The 18,188-nt window shown below is 67.5% G+C and carries 20 protein-coding genes; 11 read left to right on the top strand and 9 right to left on the bottom strand.

Annotated features, from left to right (window positions below; translation table 11 throughout):
• Position 1 precedes the first annotated feature (1 nt).
• From fliR to rsmI, 9 genes are all read right to left on the bottom strand, one after another.
• Positions 2 to 772, bottom strand: coding sequence for a flagellar biosynthetic protein FliR (gene fliR, locus AWR35_RS07795; RefSeq protein WP_058575392.1), 771 nt, complete (start codon positions 770 to 772; stop codon positions 2 to 4).
• 11 nt (positions 773 to 783) lie between these two features.
• Positions 784 to 1,053 carry a flagellar biosynthesis protein FliQ gene (gene fliQ, locus AWR35_RS07790; RefSeq protein WP_058575391.1) on the bottom strand — a complete coding sequence of 90 codons (270 nt, stop codon included), beginning with the start codon at positions 1,051 to 1,053 and terminating at the stop codon, positions 784 to 786.
• Between the two features lie 3 nt (positions 1,054 to 1,056).
• Positions 1,057 to 1,818 (bottom strand): flagellar type III secretion system pore protein FliP, encoded by a 762-nt coding sequence (gene fliP, locus AWR35_RS07785; RefSeq protein WP_058575390.1) that lies wholly within the window; start codon positions 1,816 to 1,818, stop codon positions 1,057 to 1,059.
• Positions 1,808 to 2,248, bottom strand: coding sequence for a flagellar biosynthetic protein FliO (gene fliO, locus AWR35_RS07780; RefSeq protein ID WP_058575389.1), 441 nt, complete (start codon positions 2,246 to 2,248; stop codon positions 1,808 to 1,810). The genes fliP and fliO overlap by 11 nt, the downstream gene beginning before the upstream one ends.
• A complete protein-coding gene (gene fliN, locus AWR35_RS07775) occupies positions 2,248 to 2,664 on the bottom strand; it encodes a flagellar motor switch protein FliN (protein WP_058575388.1) in 417 nt (138 codons plus the stop codon). The genes fliO and fliN overlap by 1 nt, the downstream gene beginning before the upstream one ends.
• Positions 2,657 to 3,709, bottom strand: a complete 1,053-nt coding sequence (fliM, locus tag AWR35_RS07770; protein ID WP_058575387.1) for a flagellar motor switch protein FliM — start codon at positions 3,707 to 3,709, stop codon at positions 2,657 to 2,659. The genes fliN and fliM overlap by 8 nt, the downstream gene beginning before the upstream one ends.
• 46 nt (positions 3,710 to 3,755) lie before the next feature.
• Positions 3,756 to 4,280 (bottom strand): flagellar basal body-associated FliL family protein, encoded by a 525-nt coding sequence (locus AWR35_RS07765; protein WP_058575386.1) that lies wholly within the window; start codon positions 4,278 to 4,280, stop codon positions 3,756 to 3,758.
• A gap of 117 nt (positions 4,281 to 4,397) precedes the next feature.
• Complete coding sequence (locus tag AWR35_RS07760; protein WP_058575385.1) at positions 4,398 to 5,321, bottom strand: GGDEF domain-containing protein; 924 nt, start codon at positions 5,319 to 5,321, stop codon at positions 4,398 to 4,400.
• 87 nt (positions 5,322 to 5,408) lie between these two features.
• Positions 5,409 to 6,311 carry a 16S rRNA (cytidine(1402)-2'-O)-methyltransferase gene (rsmI, locus tag AWR35_RS07755; protein WP_082664008.1) on the bottom strand — a complete coding sequence of 301 codons (903 nt, stop codon included), beginning with the start codon at positions 6,309 to 6,311 and terminating at the stop codon, positions 5,409 to 5,411.
• Between the two features lie 150 nt (positions 6,312 to 6,461).
• On the opposite strand from rsmI, the gene AWR35_RS07750 reads away from it, so the two are divergent.
• The 11 genes from AWR35_RS07750 to queD all read left to right on the top strand — a co-directional run bounded on the left by AWR35_RS07750 (position 6,462) and on the right by queD (position 18,162).
• Positions 6,462 to 8,423, top strand: coding sequence for a penicillin-binding protein activator (locus AWR35_RS07750; RefSeq protein ID WP_058575384.1), 1,962 nt, complete (start codon positions 6,462 to 6,464; stop codon positions 8,421 to 8,423).
• A 23-nt stretch (positions 8,424 to 8,446) separates the two neighbouring features.
• Positions 8,447 to 8,857 carry a YraN family protein gene (locus AWR35_RS07745; protein WP_066185117.1) on the top strand — a complete coding sequence of 137 codons (411 nt, stop codon included), beginning with the start codon at positions 8,447 to 8,449 and terminating at the stop codon, positions 8,855 to 8,857.
• Positions 8,858 to 8,887: 30 nt separating this feature from the next.
• Positions 8,888 to 9,451: an SIS domain-containing protein gene (locus AWR35_RS07740; protein ID WP_058575383.1), complete on the top strand. Its 564-nt coding sequence runs from the start codon at positions 8,888 to 8,890 to the stop codon at positions 9,449 to 9,451.
• Positions 9,452 to 9,456: 5 nt separating this feature from the next.
• Positions 9,457 to 10,860 (top strand): FAD-linked oxidase C-terminal domain-containing protein, encoded by a 1,404-nt coding sequence (locus tag AWR35_RS07735; protein ID WP_058575382.1) that lies wholly within the window; start codon positions 9,457 to 9,459, stop codon positions 10,858 to 10,860.
• Between the two features lie 86 nt (positions 10,861 to 10,946).
• Positions 10,947 to 11,768, top strand: a complete 822-nt coding sequence (ccsA, locus tag AWR35_RS07730; RefSeq protein ID WP_058575381.1) for a cytochrome c biogenesis protein CcsA — start codon at positions 10,947 to 10,949, stop codon at positions 11,766 to 11,768.
• A 90-nt stretch (positions 11,769 to 11,858) separates the two neighbouring features.
• Positions 11,859 to 13,133 carry an HlyC/CorC family transporter gene (locus AWR35_RS07725; protein WP_058575380.1) on the top strand — a complete coding sequence of 425 codons (1,275 nt, stop codon included), beginning with the start codon at positions 11,859 to 11,861 and terminating at the stop codon, positions 13,131 to 13,133.
• A 3-nt stretch (positions 13,134 to 13,136) separates the two neighbouring features.
• Complete coding sequence (gene radA / locus AWR35_RS07720; RefSeq protein ID WP_058575379.1) at positions 13,137 to 14,519, top strand: DNA repair protein RadA; 1,383 nt, start codon at positions 13,137 to 13,139, stop codon at positions 14,517 to 14,519.
• Between the two features lie 92 nt (positions 14,520 to 14,611).
• Positions 14,612 to 14,893 (top strand): exodeoxyribonuclease VII small subunit, encoded by a 282-nt coding sequence (locus AWR35_RS07715; protein WP_082664007.1) that lies wholly within the window; start codon positions 14,612 to 14,614, stop codon positions 14,891 to 14,893.
• 4 nt (positions 14,894 to 14,897) lie between these two features.
• The gene (locus AWR35_RS07710; RefSeq protein ID WP_058575378.1) at positions 14,898 to 15,866 is read left to right on the top strand and encodes a polyprenyl synthetase family protein; all 969 of its coding nucleotides are present in this window, start codon (positions 14,898 to 14,900) and stop codon (positions 15,864 to 15,866) included.
• Positions 15,866 to 17,764, top strand: a complete 1,899-nt coding sequence (gene dxs / locus AWR35_RS07705) for a 1-deoxy-D-xylulose-5-phosphate synthase (protein ID WP_058575377.1) — start codon at positions 15,866 to 15,868, stop codon at positions 17,762 to 17,764. The genes AWR35_RS07710 and dxs overlap by 1 nt, the downstream gene beginning before the upstream one ends.
• Positions 17,761 to 18,162, top strand: a complete 402-nt coding sequence (queD, locus tag AWR35_RS07700) for a 6-carboxytetrahydropterin synthase QueD (protein ID WP_058575376.1) — start codon at positions 17,761 to 17,763, stop codon at positions 18,160 to 18,162. The genes dxs and queD overlap by 4 nt, the downstream gene beginning before the upstream one ends.
• Positions 18,163 to 18,188: the final 26 nt, after the last annotated feature.

Here is an 18,188-nt window from a genome sequence, read left to right as displayed (position 1 = left end):
CTCACCTCAGGATTTCCGTGATCAGGACGAATGCCTGTTGCACGAACTGTTCCACGTTCGGGAACCAGAGGGGAGCGGCGAGAAAGAGCAGGAAGAAGCCGATCATCAGCGTGGCCGGAAAGCCGACCGAGAAGATGTTCATCTGCGGCGCGGCGCGCGTGATGACGCCCATGGCGAGGTTCACCATCAACAGCGTGGTGACGATCGGCAAGGCGACGAGCACCGCGTTGATGTACATCTGCTGGCCGAACCAGGCGATGGCGCGGAAGTCCTCGGCGGTCAGTCCGATCGGCGAGATCGGCAGAATGGTGAACGAGTCCGCCAGCATCTTGACGATCATGCCGGGGACGTTGAGCGTGACCATCAAGAGGGTCACCACGATGGTCAGGAACTGGGACACCAGCGGGACGCTGACGCCGTTCTGCGGGTCGACCGTCTGGGCAAAGCCCAGGCCCATGCTCATGGCGATCGATTCGCCGGCGATGACGAAGGCCGACAGCACCAGGTTGAGCACGAAGCCCATCGCCACGCCGATCAGGATCTGCTGGACGATCATGACGAACCCCGCAACCGACAGCGGATCGACGCTGGGAATGTCGGGCACCATCGGCGTGATCACCACCGAGACCACCAGGGCGATCAGCAGCCGAACGCGCGTCGGCAGCGTCTGCGAGCCGAAGATCGGCGCGACCATCAGCATCGCCCCGACCCGAATCAGCACCCACAGGTAGCTGATGGCCCAGGTGAGGATCTGGTCGATCGCCAGCTCCATTCAGGCCCGGCCTAGGAGATCAGCGAGGGGATGTTATGGAACAGCCGCTCGGTGAAATCGACGATCACCTGCAGCATCCAGGGCGCGGCCAGCAGGATGGCGAACACCACCGCGATCATCTTGGGGATGAAGCTCAGCGTCATCTCGTTGATCTGCGTGGCCGCCTGGAACATGCCGATCAGCAGGCCGACGGCCAGCGCGGTGAGCAGGATCGGCATCGAGAGATACAGGATCACCGTCAGGGCCTGGCGGGTCAGCTCGATTACGGTATCCGGACTCATGGCCTAGCCCCCCATGTAGAAGCTGGAAGCAAGCGTGCCCATCAGCAACGCCCAGCCGTCCACCAGCACGAACAGCATGATCTTGAACGGCAGCGAGACGATCATCGGCGAGAGCATCATCATGCCCATCGACATCAGCACCGAGGCGACCACCAGGTCGATGATCAGGAACGGGATGAAGATCATGAAACCGATCTGGAAGGCCGTCTTGAGCTCCGAGGTAACGAACGCCGCCATCAGCACGGTCAGCGGCACGTCCGCGGGTGTCTCGAAGTCCGGATAGTCGCCGATCTCCTGGTACAGGGCGATGTCGGCCTCGCGCGTCTGGTTGAGCATGAAGGTCCGAATCGGCTGCGAGGCGCGGTCGATCGCCTCGGTCACGCCGATCTCCTCGGCCATGTAGGGCCCGATGCCCTCGTCGTAGGCCTTCTGGAACACCGGCGCCATGATGAACAGCGTCAGGAACAGTGCCAGGCCGAGCAGGATCTGGTTCGAGGGTGTCTGCACGGTGCCGAGCGCCTGGCGCAGCAGGGCCAGCACGATGATGATTCGCGTGAACGAGGTCATCATCAGCAGCATCGACGGCAGCAGCGTCAGCACCGTCATCAGGGCGAGGATCTGCAGCGTCAGGCTGTACTGCGTCTCGCCGTTCTCGCCCTCGGTCAGGGTCACCGCCGGCAGGCCCGGCTCGGCCAGGACGGGCAGGCTTACCGAGAACAGGCCGAGGACCAGCAGCAGGGCGGAAAGCAGGCGTCTAGCCGTCATCCGAGCCTCCCTTGCCACGGCGGCCGAAGCGGGCGGCGAGCTGCTCCTGGAAGGCCTCGCCGAAGCTCGGATGACCGCCCTCGCGCTTGACCGGATCGAGCGGCGGGTCGACCCAACCGAGCGACTCGATCGCCCCCTGGCTGACCCCGACCAGCATCTGCCGGTCACCGACGGCCACCAGCAGGATACGCTCGCGCGGGCCGATCGACATCTGCGTGAGCACCTGCATGGGGTAGTTGCCGGCGCGGGCATCCAGACGGCCGAAACGCTTGATCGCCCAGACCAGGGCGAACATCAGGATCAGCACCAGCAGCAGGCTGATGACCAGCTTGACCAGGTAGCTCGGCGCCAGCGGGTCGATCGCCTCGGCGGCGGCGACCGGGTTCGCCAGCGGCAGGAGAAAGAGAAAGCCCAGTGCCCGCATGATCATCAGCGCAACTTGCGCAGGCGCTCGGCCGGGCTGATCACGTCGGTCAGACGGATGCCGAACTTCTCGTTGACCACCACGACCTCGCCGCGGGCGATCAGCGTGCCGTTGACCAGCACGTCCAGCGGCTCGCCGGCCAGGCGGTCGAGCTCGACGATCGAGCCCTGGTTGAGCTGCAGCAGGTTGCGGATGTTGATCGAGGTGCGACCGATCTCCATCGAGATGGTGACCGGCACGTCCATGATGACGTCGAAGTTGACCGGGCTCTCGTCATCGTCCGGCTGTGCTCCGTCCTGGAACTGCTCCATCTGCACCTGTGCGCCACCGTCGTCGGCGTCACCGCCAGCCTCGGTGTCGGCCTGTTCGGCCATGGCCGCCGCCCAATCGTCCTCGACCGACTTGTCGGATTCATCAGCCATCGTCGTCTTCTCCTGATTGCTTCAACCCGGGGATCTGCGCCCGCAGGATCTCGTTGGGGTGGGCGGCCCGCTCCAGTCGCTCCGGAACGGCCTCCTCGACCCGAATGGCCTTGTTGCCCTTGTAGTTGCCCATCTTGCCGCGGAACAGCGGCAGATCGTCGCTCGCCAGCGTCGTGTACTCCGGCATCTCGAAGGGGATCACCTGGCCCACCTCGAGGTTGGCGACGTCCTTGAGCGACATGCGCACATCGGCCAGATGCGCGGTCAGATCGATCTCGGCAAACCCGAGTTCGCGCTTGAGGGCCTTGGTCCAGCGCTCGTCGACCTCGAGACGGTCGCCCTGCATGCCGCCGTCGAGCAGGTCGCGGATCGGCTCGATCATCGAGTACGGCACGACGAAGTCGAACTTCCCGGAGCCGCCCTCGACCTCGATGCGGAAGCTCGAGACCACCACCACCTCGGTCGCCGAGACGATGTTGGCCAGCTGCGGGTTCATCTCGTGGCTGACGGTCTCGAACATGATCGGGTAGATCGGCGACCAGGAGTTCTGCATCTCCTCGACCGCCTGCTCGAGCACCCGCTTGATCACGCGCAGCTCGGTAGGCGTGAAGTCGCGCCCCTCGATCTTGGCGTGCATCCCGAAGCCGCCGAAGAAGTTGTCGACCAGCGAGAACACCAGCCGCGACTCCATCATGAACATCCCCAGCCCCTTGAGCGGACGCACGTGCATCAGCGTCATCGAGGTGGGCACGAACAGGGTGTGGATGTAGTCCGAGAACTTGCTCATCTCCACGCCCTCGATCGAGATCTCGACCGAGCGGCGCAGCATCGACACCAGACGGATGCGCAGGCTGCGAGCGAAACGCTCGTTGAGCATCTCCAGGGTCGGCAGGCGCCCCCGGACGATGCGCTCCTGCGTCGTGAGGTCGTAGGAGACGGCCTTGTCGGGTTCGCCGACACCCTGCTCGGTCTCGACGTCGCCCTCGTCCACGCCATTGAGCAGCGCGTCGATTTCGTCCTGGGAGAGGATGTCTGCGTCAGTCATAGCTCGCTCGAGCCCCCGTTTGCACCGAACCCGGTTTCCGTCGGCGTCACTGCATCAAGAGCCGGGTGAAATAGACGTTCTCGACCGGCTGCTCCAGCTCGGTCCCGTCTCCGAGGATGCGATTGATGTCCTCGGTCAGCGTCTGCTGCAGCGCCTCCTTGCCCTCGCGGGTACGCAGCTCGGCGGCGTTGACCTCGCTCAGCGAGAGCATGACGTCGTTGATGATCCGCGAGCGCTGCGTCTTGACCAGCTTCTCGACCTCCGGCTCACGGGTCACCATGTCCAGCTGCACCTGCAGCACGTTGGCATCGTTGGGCTTGCTGAGGTTGACCGTGATCGGCTCGCCGAGCGGGATGGTGATCGGCGGACCCTTGGGGGCCTCGGCCTCCTCCTCGGTCTGCTCGGTCGCACCTTCCTCGCCGGCCGGCTTGTCGTCACCTCCGGTCAGCAGGAGCGTGGCCACGACCGCCCCGACGGCGAGAATGACCACGATCAGCACCACGAGCAGGATCACGACCAGCTTGTTGCCGCCTTTCTTCTTCTCTTCAGTCGCCTCTTCCGCTTCGGCCATTACCGACTCCTCGTCAATTCGTCCAGATTGCCTGCCCCGGCGGACCGGGAACGCAAATGTCCGCGATTCTCACGTGTTTGCGCCCGTTTTACCACTCCCGAGCGGCATTCTCGCGTCTCAGGCCAGCCGGCCCAGTCGCTGACGACCCGGCCGTTCCTCGTTGTTTCCATACAGTGCCTGGTCGGCGCGACGGAACCATTCGTCGCTCGCTTCGCCGTGGCGCCACTGCGCCATGCCGATGTTCGCGTGCAGCTGGATCAGCTCGCCACCCGCCTCGCGCATCGGGTGCTCATGAAGCCACTCGAGCAGCCGCGTACCCAGCCGGCGGGCGCCGTGGTAGGGGGTTTCCGGCAGGATCACCACGAACTCGTCCCCACCGAGACGGTAAGCACTGTCGGTCTGCCGCAGGCAGCGGTCCAGCCCCTCGGCAACCCAGGTGAGTGCCCGGTCGCCGACATCGTGACCGTAGGTGTCGTTGATCGCCTTGAATCGGGACATGTCCAGGATCAGCAGACTGGCCTGGCCGTCATAGCGGGCCAGACGCGCGTGCAGGTCGTGCAGCGCCAGATCGAAGGCGCGGCGATTCTTCAGACCGGTGAGCGCATCGTGCTCGGCGGCGACCAGGGCGTGTTCGAGCATGCGCAGGTTGCGCAGTGGGTAGGCCACGATCGCCAGCATCTGGCGCAGTTCGGCCAGCTCGACCTCGTCGATCGGAAGACGGGTATGGACCAGCAGCCGCCCGAACGGATAGTCGTCAAGCGACAGGGCGACCGGGATGGCATGGTCCGACGGACTGGCAGCATTGCAGTTGTAGCGTTCGTCGCCCACCTGCCAGCAAATTGACGTTACTGTCAGAAAATCATCCAGTTGGTCGCGGATCACGTCGAGCGCCGCCCTGACGTTCACGCAGCGAAGCAGGGCCTGCAGCAATGCCGATTCGCGGGCCGCCCATTCCTCGGCCGGCGTGATCGCTGCACGCGACCCGAGGCTTGTCGGGGCCTGGCCGCAAAGAGATTCGTCAGTGGTGAGGTAGTAAGCCATGCTGCAACCCTCTTGGGTAGTGGTCGACGCGACAGGAACCCGTTATTTGTCGCGACGATGCCCGGGGTAATGCAGCATGCGTGCCAATCAGGATTTTTCGCCACCCTCCCGGCGCGCCAGCACCTCGGCGTAAACGGCATTGCGCGAGCGCGACGTGGTTCGCGACACGACGCGGGCGATGGTCTTGGGCGCCACACCCTCGGCGACCAGCAGGCCGATCAGGGTGTCCGCGTCAACGGCATCCTCGGCCGGGCCGGCCTCCCCGGGGCCCACCAGCACGACGAATTCGCCGCGTGCCGGGATCTCGCCGGCGGCCAGCTGGTCGGCCAGTGTCGCCAACGAGCCATGCGCGATCTGTTCGAACCGCTTGGTCAACTCGCGCGCCAGGACCGCCGGGCGCTCGCCGCCCAGCGAGTCGGCGCATGCCGCCACGCTTTTGACGATGCGGTGTGGCGCCTCGTAGAAGGCCAGCGTCGCCTCGACCTCCGCCAACTCGGCAAGCCGGTCGCGGCGTGCCTTGTCCTGCGGCGGCAGGAAGCCCTCGAACCAGAACGGCCGCCCCGGCAGACCCGATGCCGACAGGGCCGCGATCACCGCCGAAGCCCCGGGGACGGGAACGACGGGCAAGCCCGCCTCGGCCAGCACCCGCACCAGCACCTCGCCCGGATCGCTGATGGCCGGCGTGCCGGCGTCGCTGATCAGCGCGACCGACTCGCCCGCCTCCAGCCGGCGACGGGTCGACTCGCTCGCCCCGCGTTCGTTGTGCTCGTGCAGCGCCACCAGCTCCTTCTGCACCCCGAGGTGATTCAACAGGGTCCGCGCGTGACGCGTGTCCTCGCAGGCGATCACGTCCACGCCGCGCAACACCGCAGTGGCCCGCTCGCTGATGTCTGCCAGGTTCCCGATCGGGGTGGCCACCACATAGCAGTGGCCCGCCTCGACCCAGCGGCTGGCGCTCACCCGTTCCGACCCCGCATTCGAACTGGACATTTGGTTATACTCACTCACGGTTTTTTCATTCTTCGGCTGCCTGGCGACGAAACCATCCGCCACCCGGCGGGTCCATGTCGGCCCGGCTGAAGAACCTCAGCTCCCGCGACCGGGACTGCCATTTTGCCCACGTTACCGGAGACGGACCGCATGCCGACCAGCCAACGCCCGCTCACCCGCCGGCGCCAGCAGGCCTTTTACCGCACCGCCTCTCGCCTTGGCCTGGGGGCAATTGCCGCCGCCCTGCTGACACTCGGCGGCTGCGCCCAGATGCCAAGCTCGGAACAGAAAGCCCCGAGCACAGCGGCACAGAAGGAATTGTCGCAGGCGGTTCAGGCCTCGGACCCGGCCGGCATCGCCCGGGCTCGGCTGGCAATGTCCCAGGACCTCACCGGCAGCCGTCGGGCCGAACAGCAACTGCTGGCACTGGAAACGGCCATCGATGCCCACGATTTCCAGCTGGCACGCGAACTCTACCAGCAGGTCGACACCCAGCCGCTGTGGAATCGCATCGACCCGCGCCGTGCGGCCATCGCGCGCGGCCTGGGCCAGTGGGCCGAGGGCGACCGCGATCGCGCCATGCGCACCATCCACCGCATCCCGCTGCCGCTGGCGCCCGAGATCGAAGGCCGACGCCTGTTCCTGCTCGGCGCGATGGAGGCCGAAGCCGGCAACCCGCTGCGCGCGGCCCGCTACTATCACGCCGTCGATGACCGCCTGCCCGCCGAGCAGCGGGAGGCCAATCATGCGCGCCTGTGGAATCTGCTGATCGAGGTCCCGAACGAACAACTCCGGGACGCGGCGGCCGAGAACGCCGGCACGCGCTTTGCCGACTGGCTGGACCTAGCATTGACCTACCGCCAGCGCCCCGGCGACATGGAAAGCTGGACTGCCAGCCACCCGAACCACCCGGCGGTAAAGAGCGGCTTCGTGAAGATGCTCGGCACGAGCGGCGCACTGGAATCGCTGCGCGCTCCGAGCCGGCAGGGACCGGTCGCCGTGCTCCTGCCTCAATCCGAGCAGTACGCCGGCATCAGCCAGGAAATCCGCGCGGGGATCGAGTACGCGGCAAACAACGGCGCACTGGCCGGCCGCACGCTGCAATTCATCGACTCGGGCAGCGGCCGTCTCGGTGTGCGCGCCGCGCTCGAGGAGGCGCAACGTGTCGACGCGGCCATCATCATCGGCCCACTCCTCAAGAGCCAGCTGCCCGCGCTCGGCGCGATCGGTCCCAACGGCCCGCTTCCCATCGCGCTCAACTCGCCGGCGGAAGGCGAATCGCTGCCCATGGGCGCGGTGAGCTTTTCGCTTTCGCCGGAACAGGATGCGCAGGCAGTCGCCCGTCGCATGTGGGATACAGGTCATCGGCGCGTGGCGATTTTCTCCGCGGGGCAGAAGCTGGGCGAGCGCACTCGACGCGCCTTCGCCGAGGAGTTCACCCTGATGGGTGGCGAGGTGGTCGACCAGGCCAGCTTCGCCCCCGACCAGACCGACTTCTCCAACGAGCTGCGCACCCTGTTGCGCGTGGAGGATGAAGGCGAAGCCGAGGAAGAAGGCGAGGAAGACGGCCCCTTCCAGCCGGTGATCCGCGAGGACATCGATGCGATCTTCCTGGCCGCCAGTAGCAGCAAGCTGGCCCTGATCGTGCCGCAACTCGACTACTTCGGTGCCGAGGAGCTGCCGCGCTTTGGTCTGGGACTGGCCTACTCCGGCAACGTCGACAAGCAGGCCGATGCCGACAAGGACAAGGTGATCATTCCGGTCGCGCCGATGCTGCTGGCCGGCCCGGCCGGGCCTGAGCACCCGATGCGCCCGGCCTGGGAGCAGGCACAACTCGCCGGCTCGCTGCCGCGGCTGTTCGCCTTCGGCGCCGACGCCGCCCGCATCGCCGGGCGCATCGACATCCTGCTCGAAGGCAGTTCGGTCGACGGCCTGACCGGCACGCTGTCTCTGACCCCCACGGGGGTCGTCCAGCGGCAACCGAGCTGGGGCCAGTTCCAAGACGGGGTGCTCGAACCGCTACCGGAGCTCGTCGACACCAGGCAACCCGGGACGGGTTCGGATTCGACGGAAGGCATGTCGACCGACACCACACCGGCGACCGGTCTCTAGGCGGCCACGGGGAGACGCACGGCATGGACGCCCTGCGACGCTGGTGGCCCGTCCGACGCCGGCCGGACCCTGAACCGACCGACCGCCGCGAACGAGGCCAGCAGGCCGAGGCGCTGGCGCTGGCCCATCTGGAACGGGCGGGACTGACGCGGCTGGAGACAAACGCACGGGCCGGGCGCGGCGAGATCGACCTGATCCTTCGTGACGGCGACACGCTTGTGTTCGTCGAGGTGCGCGCCCGAAAGGGGGGCGCCCTGGTATCGGCGGCCGAAAGCCTGTCCACGCGCAAGTGCGCCAAGGTGCGCGAAACCGCCGAACGACTGATTGCCCGACGGCCGGAGTGGCAGGCCCTTTACTGTCGCTTCGACGTGGTCGCGGTCACGCTCGCGGCAAACCGGACACCCGAGATACAGTGGCTGCCCGACGCCTTCTAAGGCGCCCGGCAACGAACCCGAGAGACACGAATGAGCGACATTCTGGATGGACTGAGACAACGGCTCGATCGGGATCTGGCCGAGATGGGCCAGCTGTTCGAGGCCACCGCCCCGCAGGCGCTGGAAGCCGCCGGGGTGATCCTCACGGCGGTGCTCAACGGCCAGCGCGTCCTGAGCTGCGGCGCCCGCGAGCGCAGCGATCTCGCCCATTATTTCGCCCGCCTGATGACCGGCCAGCTCGAGCACCCGCGCCCCGGCCTGCCGGTGATGGCGCTGTCCGAATACCCTGGCGGCAAGGAGCCGTTCGCCCGATCGATCCGGGCGCTCGGCGCACAACACGACGTGCTGTTCGCCGTGAGTTGCAATGCCGTCGACGGGGTCCTGCCCGCCATCCGGGCCGCTCACGAGCGCGACATGCAGGTGGTACTGCTGTCCGCCGGTTCCGAAGACGTCGTCGCCCCGCACCTGGAAAGCCAGGACCGTCTGATCTGCATCACCACCGAGCGGCCCGGGCTTGCCTACGAGGCACAGGTACGCTGTCTGCATATCCTGGTCGACCTGGTCGACCGCCAGCTCCTCGGCCTGACCGACTGAGCGCGATGACCGCCCTGGCGACTTTCATCCAGCAACTGAGCGCTGCACTGCCGGACGACCGGATCATGACCGACGCCGGCTCGACCTGGGCCTACGGCATGGACAACAGCCGCGTGCACCATGCCGCCGACGTGGTGGTCTTCCCGGAAAGCCACGACGAGGTGGTCGAGATCATGCGGCTGGCCGCCGAGCACCGTCTGCCCGTGACCACCCGCGGCCGGGGGACGGGAACAGCCGGCGGCTCGGTGCCGGTCGAGGGTGGCGTGGTGCTGGTCACCGACCGCATGACCCGGGTGCTCGATTTCCGACCCGAGGACCGCCTGATCGTGGTCGAGGCCGGTCTGATCAATGCCGAGCTGCAGGGTCTCGTCGCCGAGAAGGGGTTCTTCTGGCCACCGGACCCGACCAGCAATGCCCTGTGTACCGTCGGCGGCAACCTGGGCTGCAATGCCGCCGGCCCGCATGCGGTCAAATACGGCACGACGCGCGAGAACGTCCTCGGCCTGCGCGCCGTCGACGGCCGGGGCCAGACCATCAAGGCCGGCTCGCAGACCACCAAGGGGGTGGTCGGCCACGACCTCACCCGGTTGATGATCGGCTCGGAGGGCACGCTCGGCGTGATCACCGAGGCGACGCTCAAGCTCACCCCCCTTCCCGAAACCCGGCGCCTGCTGCGGGCCTTCTATCCGGACATGCATGCCGCATCCGAAGCGGTCTCGCGCGTGATGGCCCAGCCGGCGACACCGGCGGCGATCGAATTCATCGACGGCAACGCGCTGAACCTGCTGCGCCGCAATTCGCAGGCAACCATCCCCGATGCGGCCGGGGCCATGCTGATGATCGAGATCGACGGCGACGAGACCGGTATCGGCGGGCTGGTCGAGCGGGTGCTGGCCGCCGCCCAAGGCGAAGGCGCCGACATTGCCGTGGCCGAGACGACCGAGGAGCAGAAGGCGCTCTGGGCCGCGCGCAAGGCCCTGTCGCCCACCCTGCGCCAGGTCGCGCCGAAGAAGATCAACGAGGACGTGGTGGTCCCGGTCTCGCGCATCCCGCGCCTGATCGAGACGCTCGATGCCATTGCCGAGCGCCACGCGATCACCATCGTCAGCTTCGGTCATGCCGGCAACGGCAACATCCACGTCAACCTGCTGGTCGACCCCGACGACCCGGCACAGATGACCGGCGCCGAGCAGGCCCTCGACGAGGTGTTCTCGGCGGTGCTGGCACTGGACGGGACGCTGTCGGGCGAGCACGGCATCGGCTACGTCAAACGCGGCTTCATCGACCGCGAGATCCCGCCCGAGTCGCTCGCGCTGATGCGCGGCATCAAGTCGGTGTTCGACCCGCTCGGCATCCTCAACCCGCACAAGAAACTGCCGGACCCGCCGGCGGCCAATCCGCCGCACTGAGTCTGTGGCAGACTGTGCCATCGAGTCGACACGTCCGGTCGACATACCGTGAATCAGCGAGACCCATTCCAGGAGGAGCGTCCCAGGTGGACCACAGCGTGACCTTTCTCGCCAGCGCGACCATCACCGGCTTTGTTCTGGCCACCATCCTGTTGCTGGTTGATCAGTGGCAACGCCTGGAGCGGGTCTCGTTCCGTCTGCCCGGCTTGCTGATCGCGGTTGCCGCCCTCATCGGCCAGGGCGCCCTGCTCTACCAGCTGGGCGTGCGCACCGATCCGCCGGCGCTGAACCTGTCCGTGCTCAACGCACTGGCCACGGTCTTCTGGCTGGCCAGCGCGATCACGGTGGTCAGCACCTTCCGCGAACGACTCGAGGGCATCGCGGTAGTGCTGCTGCCGATCACGGCCCTGACTGTCTTCCTCACCGTGTTCGTGCCGGAATCGAACGTGCCGATCCGCACCGGCGAACTGGCGCTGGACGGGCATATCCTGATCTCGCTGTCCGCCTACGCCTTGCTGACGCTCGCCGCGCTGCAGGGCGTGATGCTGCTGATCCAGCACCAGGCCCTGCACGGCCACCATCCGGCCGGCTGGATCCGCCGGCTGCCACCGATGGAATCGGTCGAGCAGCTGATGTTCCGCTTCATCGTGATCGGTTTTCTGCTGCTCACCCTGGCACTGGTCACCGGCTTTCTGTTCCTGGAGAACATCTTCGCCCAGCACCTGGTACACAAGACCGTGCTGTCGGTGATCGCCTGGCTGGTCTTCGCCGTGCTGCTGATCGGCCGCCACGTGGCCGGCTGGCGCGGTCGGACCGCGGTGCAGTGGACACTCGCCGGCTTCATCATCATGGGCCTGGCCTACTTCGGCACGAAGATCGTTCTCGAGTGGGTGCTCGACCTCGGCTAGCAGCCTGCTGCCGAGCCGAGGCCACCCGACTCGAAATAACCGGGGCTTGGCCGTACACTTCCCGCTGGTTCAATCGCAAGCACCTTACTCTTGAACGAAATCCCTCTCGGCTTTCTGTTCACGGCCCTGGCCGTGCTCATCGTCCTGTCCGCGTTCTTCTCCAGCTCGGAGACCGCCCTGATGGCGCTCAACCGCTATCGGTTGCGTCACCTGGCCAAACAGGGGCACCGCGGGGCGCTCCGTGCGACCCGGCTACTGGACACGCCCGATCGCCTGATCGGCCTGATCCTGCTGGGCAACAACTTCATCAACATCCTGGCCTCGTCGATCGCCACGGTGATCGGCCTGCGCCTGTTCGGCGATTCGGGGATCGCGATCGCCACCGGCGCGATGACCTTCCTGCTGCTGATCTTCGGCGAGGTCGCCCCCAAGACGGCCGCGGCGGTCTACCCGGAGCGCTTCGCCTTTCCGGCCTCGTTCGTCTACACGCTGCTGATCCGCCCGCTGCGGCCGGTGGTGTGGCTGATCAACTGGATGGCCAACGGCCTCTTGTCACTGTTCGGCCTGCACCCGAAGGACCGTGGCTCGAATGCGCTGACCCGCGCCGAGCTGCATACGGTGGTGCGCGAATCGGGCCAGCGCCTGCCCGACCTCGACCAGACCATGCTGCTGTCAGTGCTCGAACTCGGCCAGGCCAATGTCGAGGACATCATGATCCCGCGGGCGGAGATCGTCGGCATCGACATCACCCAGGACTGGGACGACATCCTCGACCAGCTGATCCACGCGCAGTACTCCCGCCTGCCGGTCTTCGAGGGCTCGGTGGAACACACCGTCGGCATCATCAACGTCCGCCGCCTGATCGGACCGCTGATCGACCAGAGCCTGACGCTGAGCCGGCTCAAGCGGCGCCTGGCCGAGCCGTACTACACCCCGGAAGGCACACCGCTGACCACCCAGCTGTTGAACTTCCAACGCCAGCAACGTCGCTCCGCGCTGGTGGTCGACGAGTACGGCGACATCCAAGGGCTGGTCACGCTCGAGGACATCCTCGAGGAGATCGTGGGCGAATTCACCACTTCGCCGGAGTCCGACCACGAGGGCATCACGCTGCAGGACGACGGGCGCTACATCGTCCGCGGCAATCTGCCCATCCGCGAGATCAACCGCGAGCTCAAGATCGACCTGCCCACTCACGAGGTCAGCACGCTCAACGGCCTGGTGATCGAACAGCTCGAATCCCTGCCCACGGTCGGCGCGACCGTGGAGCTTCCCGAGGCGCACATCGAGGTACGCACGGTGAGAAAACGGGCGGTCGATACCGCCCTGATCACCACCTTCCCGGCCGAGGAAGCCGAAGTCTAGGCCATGGCGAAGAAGAGCCAGACCGCCTTCGTCTGCCGCGAGTGCGGCGCCGATCACCCCAAGTGGGCCGGACGCTGCAACGAGTGCGGCGCCTGGAACAGCCTGGCCGAGATGCGCCTGCCCGGCGGCAAGTCACCCGCCCGTGACGTGGCGGGTTACGCCGGCGAGGCGCCGCAGATCACCGCGATCGGCGAGGTCGAGGTTTCCGACACCCCGCGCGAGTCGAGCGGCTTGGGCGAGCTCGACCGCGTGCTCGGCGGCGGCCTGGTGCCGGGCTCTGTCGTGCTCCTGGGCGGCGACCCGGGCATCGGCAAGTCCACCCTGCTGCTGCAGACCGTGCTCGGCCTGCAGGATCGTCTCGAGTGCCTGTATGTCACCGGCGAGGAATCCCTGCAGCAGGTGGCCCTGCGCGGCCGGCGACTGGGCACGGATCTGGACGGCCGGGCCGGCGAACTGACGCTGCTCTCCGAGACGCGCATCGAGTCGATCCTGGCCGCCTGCTCGAAGTCGCTGCCGGGGCTGATGGTGGTCGACTCGATCCAGACGCTCTACACCGAGGAACTCTCGGCCGCGCCCGGGTCCGTGTCGCAACTGCGCGAGGCGACCGCCCAGCTGGTGCGCTTCGCCAAGCGCCATGACGTGATCGTGCTGATCGTCGGCCACGTCACCAAGGAGGGCGCGCTGGCCGGGCCGCGTGTACTCGAACACATGGTCGACACGGTGCTCTACTTCGAGGGCGACCCCGGCGCACGCTTCCGCGTGATCCGGGCGGTCAAGAACCGCTTCGGCGCGGCCAACGAGGTGGGCGTGTTCGGCATGACCGACCATGGCCTCAAGCCCGTCTCCAACCCCTCGGCCATCTTCCTGTCCCGCCACGAAAAGCCGGTGCCGGGCAGCGTGGTGATGGTCACCCGCGAGGGCACCCGGCCGATGCTGGTCGAGGTCCAGGCACTGGTGGCCGACCACCCCGGCGGCGGCTCGCGCCGCCTGACCGTGGGGCTCGACCAGAACCGCCTGGCGATGCTGCTGGCCGTACTGCACCGACACGGCCAGGTCGCCCTGTTCGACCAGGACGTGTTCCTCAACGTGGTCGGCGGCGTGCGCGTCGCCGAGACGGCCGCCGATCTCGCCAGCCTGATCGCGATGCTCTCGAGCTTCCGCGACCGTCCCTTGCCGCAGGGGCTGGTGATCTTCGGCGAGGTGGGTCTCGCCGGCGAGATCCGGCCGGTACCCGGTGGCCCCGAACGGCTGGCCGAGGCGGCCAAGCACGGCTTTACCCGTGCAATCGTGCCGCGGGGCAACAAGCCGCCCAGGCCAGTCGAAGGCCTGGAGGTGATCGGTGTCGGCCATCTCGACGAGGCGATCGAGGCCGTCGACACCTTCTGATCGACGCCAGATGCCCCGGATCCGAGACGACAGCTTTGGCTGCCTTCGCCTCGCGACGATATAATCGGTGCCACTTATCCAAGAGGCCTCCCATGGATTCTTCGACCCCGTCCCAGCCCATTCCGGCCCAGACCGTCGACGCCGGCGATCCCTCCGCGATCGCCCGTTACGAAAAGGCACTGGCCGAACTCGAGCAGATCGTCGCCCGGCTGGAAAGCGGCGAGCAGAGCCTCGAGCAGTCGCTCAAGGACTACGAACGCGGGGTGGAGCTCGAACGCCAGTGCCAGCGCGCCCTCGACGAGGCCGAACGCCGTGTCGCCGCCATCAACGAGCCGCCCAGCGAGGCGGGCGACAACGGCGACGCCCCCGCCTGAGCTCGTGACCATCAGCGCGCCCAAGACCCCGCTCGCCACCCCGCCCGGATTCGACGACTGGCTGCAGTCCTTCCGCCGGCAGGTGGAATCCCGGCTGGCCACCGTGCTCGATCGCCAGCTGGCCGACGCCCCTCCGCAGCTGGCCGACGCCCTGCGCTACGCCACTCTCGATGGCGGCAAGCGCCTGCGCCCGGCACTGGTCTTTATCGGCAGCCTGGTCGGCCACCCCTGGCCGGACAGCGAGAACGAACGCTTCGACAGCCTCTGGTCCGCCGCGATCGCCGTCGAACTGATCCATGTCTATTCGCTGGTCCACGACGATCTGCCAAGCATGGACGACGACGAGCTGCGCCGCGGCCGCCCGACCGTTCACCGGGCCTTCGACGAGGCAACCGCCATTCTCGCGGGCGATGCCCTGCAGTCGCTCGCCTTCGGTGAGATGGCCGGCTCGTCCGCCGAACCGGCCGTCCGCCTCGACTGGAGTCGGCGACTGGCCGAGGCCGCCGGTCCGACGGGCATGGTGGGCGGCCAGGCGATCGATCTGTCGCTCGCCGGGCAGACGGACGAGGCCGGCCAGCGTCCCGATCTGGCCACGCTGGCCGACCTGCACGACCGCAAGACCGGGGCCCTGATCCGCGCCTCGCTCGCCCTCGGGGCGCGCTGGGCGGGCCTGCCCGCCCGACAGACCCGGCTGGTCGAGGAATTCGGTCGACTGCTTGGCCGCGCCTTCCAGATCCAGGACGACATCCTCGATGTCACCGGCTCGGCCGAGTCTCTGGGCAAGACCCCGGGCAAGGACGCCGCCGCCGACAAGTGTTCCTACGTCACGGTCGCCGGGCTCGACGGCGCCCGTCGCGAACTGGACGACACGGTGCGCCACGCGCATGCCGCGCTGTGGGAGCTGGCCACGCTCGGCGCCGACCCGCAGGCCCTGAGCGCCTGCCTCGAATTCGTCACCCAGCGTCAGCACTGATGTCGCTGAGTCCACAGCAGACCCATCTGCTCGACCTGATCGAGCAGCCGGCCGATCTTCGGGCCCTGTCGCGCGGCTCGCTGCCGGCGCTGGTGGAGGAGATGCGCCACGCACTTCTGGCGCAGGTGGAAGAGACCGGCGGTCATCTCTCCGCCAATCTCGGCGTGGTGGAACTCACCCTGGCCCTGCACCGCGTGTTCGATACGCCCTACGACCGCCTGGTCTGGGACGTCGGCCACCAGGCCTACCTGCACAAGATGCTGACCGGCCGACGCAGCTGGATGGCCAAGCTGCGCCAGCGGGGCGGGCCGGCCGGCTTCACCCGTCGCGAGGAGAGCGAACACGACCCGTTCGGCGCCGGCCATTCCAGCACCTCGGTCAGCGCCGCGCTCGGCATGGCACTGGCCGCCGAGCAGCGAGGCGAGGATCGCCAGGCGGTGGCAATCATCGGCGACGGCGCCATGACCGCCGGCCAGGCGTTCGAGGCGCTCAACCACGCCGGCGACCGCCAGGCCAACCTGCTTGTGATCCTCAACGACAACGAGATGAGCATCTCGCCCAACGTCGGCGCGCTCAATCAGCACTTCACCCGCCTGCGCAGCAATCCCCTGGTCGAGCGTTTCCGCCACTCCGGCGAAGAGCTCCTGGCGCAGGCCGGGCCGCTGGGGGAACTGCTGGAATCGACCCGTGCCGGCCTGCGCGACGGCGTGCGCCACCTGTTGGGCACCTCGAGCCTGTTCGAGGAGCTGGGGTTTCGCTACTACGGTCCGATCGACGGCCACGATCTCGATACCCTGCTGGACACGCTCACCAACCTGCGCGAGCAGAGCGGACCGCGCCTGCTGCATGTCGTGACGCAGAAAGGCCGCGGCCTGGCGCCGGCCGAGCGCGACCCGGTCGGCTTTCACGGTGTGGCCCGCAATGGCGTCAGCCAGGCCGTCGACACTGCCAGGCCACCGGCCAAGGCGCCCAAGCCGCCCAGCTGGACCGAGGCGGCTGCCGACTACCTCTGCAAGAAGGCCGCAGCGGACGACCGCGTGGTCGCGATCACGCCGGCGATGGTCGAGGGGTCCGGGCTCAAGGGCTTCCAGTCACGCTTTCCGAAACGACTCTTCGACGTCGGCATCGCCGAGCAGCATGCGGTGACGCTGGCCGGGGGACTGGCCGCCGAGGGCCTGCGGCCGGTGGTCGCGATCTACTCGACCTTCCTGCAGCGCGCCTGGGATCAGGTCATCCACGACATCGCCCTGCAGCACCTGCCGGTCACCTTCCTGGTCGACCGGGCCGGGCTGGTCGGCCCGGACGGTCCCACCCATGCCGGCAGCTTTGACCTGGCACTGGGCATGAGCGTGCCCAACCTGGCCGTCGCCGTTCCCGCCGATCGTCGCGATCTCGAGACGGCAATGGACTGGGCGCTCGCCCACGACGGGCCGGTGCTGATCCGCTATCCGCGCGACCGCTGTCCGCAGGATCTCGGCGGCGAGACGCTGGGTGACGAACCGACGTCACCCCGGCTGCTGAGGCGTGGGCGCACGGTACTGGTGGTCGGGATCGGCGCGATGGTCGAGCGGCTGGTGGCCGTATGCGAGGAACTCGATGCCACTCTGCTCGACCTGCGCTGGGCAAAGCCGTCGTCGATCGACTCGCTCGCCGAGCTCGCCCGCGAGCACGACGCGGTGGTCACCGTCGAGGAAGGCAGCCGCATCGGCGGGGTCGGCAGCGAGCTGCTGCACGCCCTGTCGGAACAGGGCCTCGGCCGCCCCGGACTGAGGCTTGGACTGGACGACCGCTTCATCGAACACGGCACGCGCGAGGAATGCCTCGCCGACAGCGGGCTTGATTCTCGATCGATCAGGGATAATATCGCCGCATTTCTGGACAAGGTGAGCGCCACATGAGCACCCCGTCTTCCCTGCCTTCAGGGGGCAGCTACACCCTGACCACCGAGGTGGAATTCGCCGCGGCGCACCAGCTCCACGGCTACGAGGGCAATTGCGCCCGCCTGCACGGCCACAACTGGCGTGTGGTGATCGAGGTCACCGGTCAGAAACTGGACGACGTCGGCATGGTGGTCGACTTCAAGGTCATCCGTGCCCGGGCCCGCGAGATTGCCAAGCGGCTCGATCACGCCTACCTCAACGAGGTGCCGCCGTTCGACACGGTCAACCCGACCGCCGAACACATCGCGGCCCATTTCCACCATGCCCTGGCCACCACCTTCGACACCGAGACCTATCACGTCTCCGCGGTCACGGTGTGGGAGAACGCCCGCTCGGCGGTCACCTTCCGCCCCTGATGCCACCGGCGTGACCGGCGGCAACA

Source organism: Guyparkeria sp. WRN-7 (assembly GCF_001641825.1).
In the GTDB taxonomy this organism is placed as follows: Bacteria; Pseudomonadota; Gammaproteobacteria; order Halothiobacillales; family Halothiobacillaceae; genus Guyparkeria.
This window is presented reverse-complemented; position numbering and strand designations above follow the sequence as displayed.

Excerpts from the sequence above, each read along its gene's own strand:
- fliR (WP_058575392.1), bottom strand. The coding sequence starts at position 772 with ATGGAGCTGGCGATCGACCAGATCCTCACCTGGGCCATCAGCTACCTG.
- fliQ (WP_058575391.1), bottom strand. The coding sequence starts at position 1,053 with ATGAGTCCGGATACCGTAATCGAGCTGACCCGCCAGGCCCTGACGGTG.
- fliP (WP_058575390.1), bottom strand. The coding sequence starts at position 1,818 with ATGACGGCTAGACGCCTGCTTTCCGCCCTGCTGCTGGTCCTCGGCCTG.
- fliO (WP_058575389.1), bottom strand. The coding sequence starts at position 2,248 with ATGATCATGCGGGCACTGGGCTTTCTCTTTCTCCTGCCGCTGGCGAAC.
- fliN (WP_058575388.1), bottom strand. The coding sequence starts at position 2,664 with ATGGCTGATGAATCCGACAAGTCGGTCGAGGACGATTGGGCGGCGGCC.
- fliM (WP_058575387.1), bottom strand. The coding sequence starts at position 3,709 with ATGACTGACGCAGACATCCTCTCCCAGGACGAAATCGACGCGCTGCTC.
- AWR35_RS07765 (WP_058575386.1), bottom strand. The coding sequence starts at position 4,280 with ATGGCCGAAGCGGAAGAGGCGACTGAAGAGAAGAAGAAAGGCGGCAAC.
- AWR35_RS07760 (WP_058575385.1), bottom strand. The coding sequence starts at position 5,321 with ATGGCTTACTACCTCACCACTGACGAATCTCTTTGCGGCCAGGCCCCG.
- rsmI (WP_082664008.1), bottom strand. The coding sequence starts at position 6,311 with ATGTCCAGTTCGAATGCGGGGTCGGAACGGGTGAGCGCCAGCCGCTGG.
- AWR35_RS07750 (WP_058575384.1), top strand. The coding sequence starts at position 6,462 with ATGCCGACCAGCCAACGCCCGCTCACCCGCCGGCGCCAGCAGGCCTTT.
- AWR35_RS07745 (WP_066185117.1), top strand. The coding sequence starts at position 8,447 with ATGGACGCCCTGCGACGCTGGTGGCCCGTCCGACGCCGGCCGGACCCT.
- AWR35_RS07740 (WP_058575383.1), top strand. The coding sequence starts at position 8,888 with ATGAGCGACATTCTGGATGGACTGAGACAACGGCTCGATCGGGATCTG.
- AWR35_RS07735 (WP_058575382.1), top strand. The coding sequence starts at position 9,457 with ATGACCGCCCTGGCGACTTTCATCCAGCAACTGAGCGCTGCACTGCCG.
- radA (WP_058575379.1), top strand. The coding sequence starts at position 13,137 with ATGGCGAAGAAGAGCCAGACCGCCTTCGTCTGCCGCGAGTGCGGCGCC.
- AWR35_RS07715 (WP_082664007.1), top strand. The coding sequence starts at position 14,612 with ATGGATTCTTCGACCCCGTCCCAGCCCATTCCGGCCCAGACCGTCGAC.
- dxs (WP_058575377.1), top strand. The coding sequence starts at position 15,866 with ATGTCGCTGAGTCCACAGCAGACCCATCTGCTCGACCTGATCGAGCAG.
- queD (WP_058575376.1), top strand. The coding sequence starts at position 17,761 with ATGAGCACCCCGTCTTCCCTGCCTTCAGGGGGCAGCTACACCCTGACC.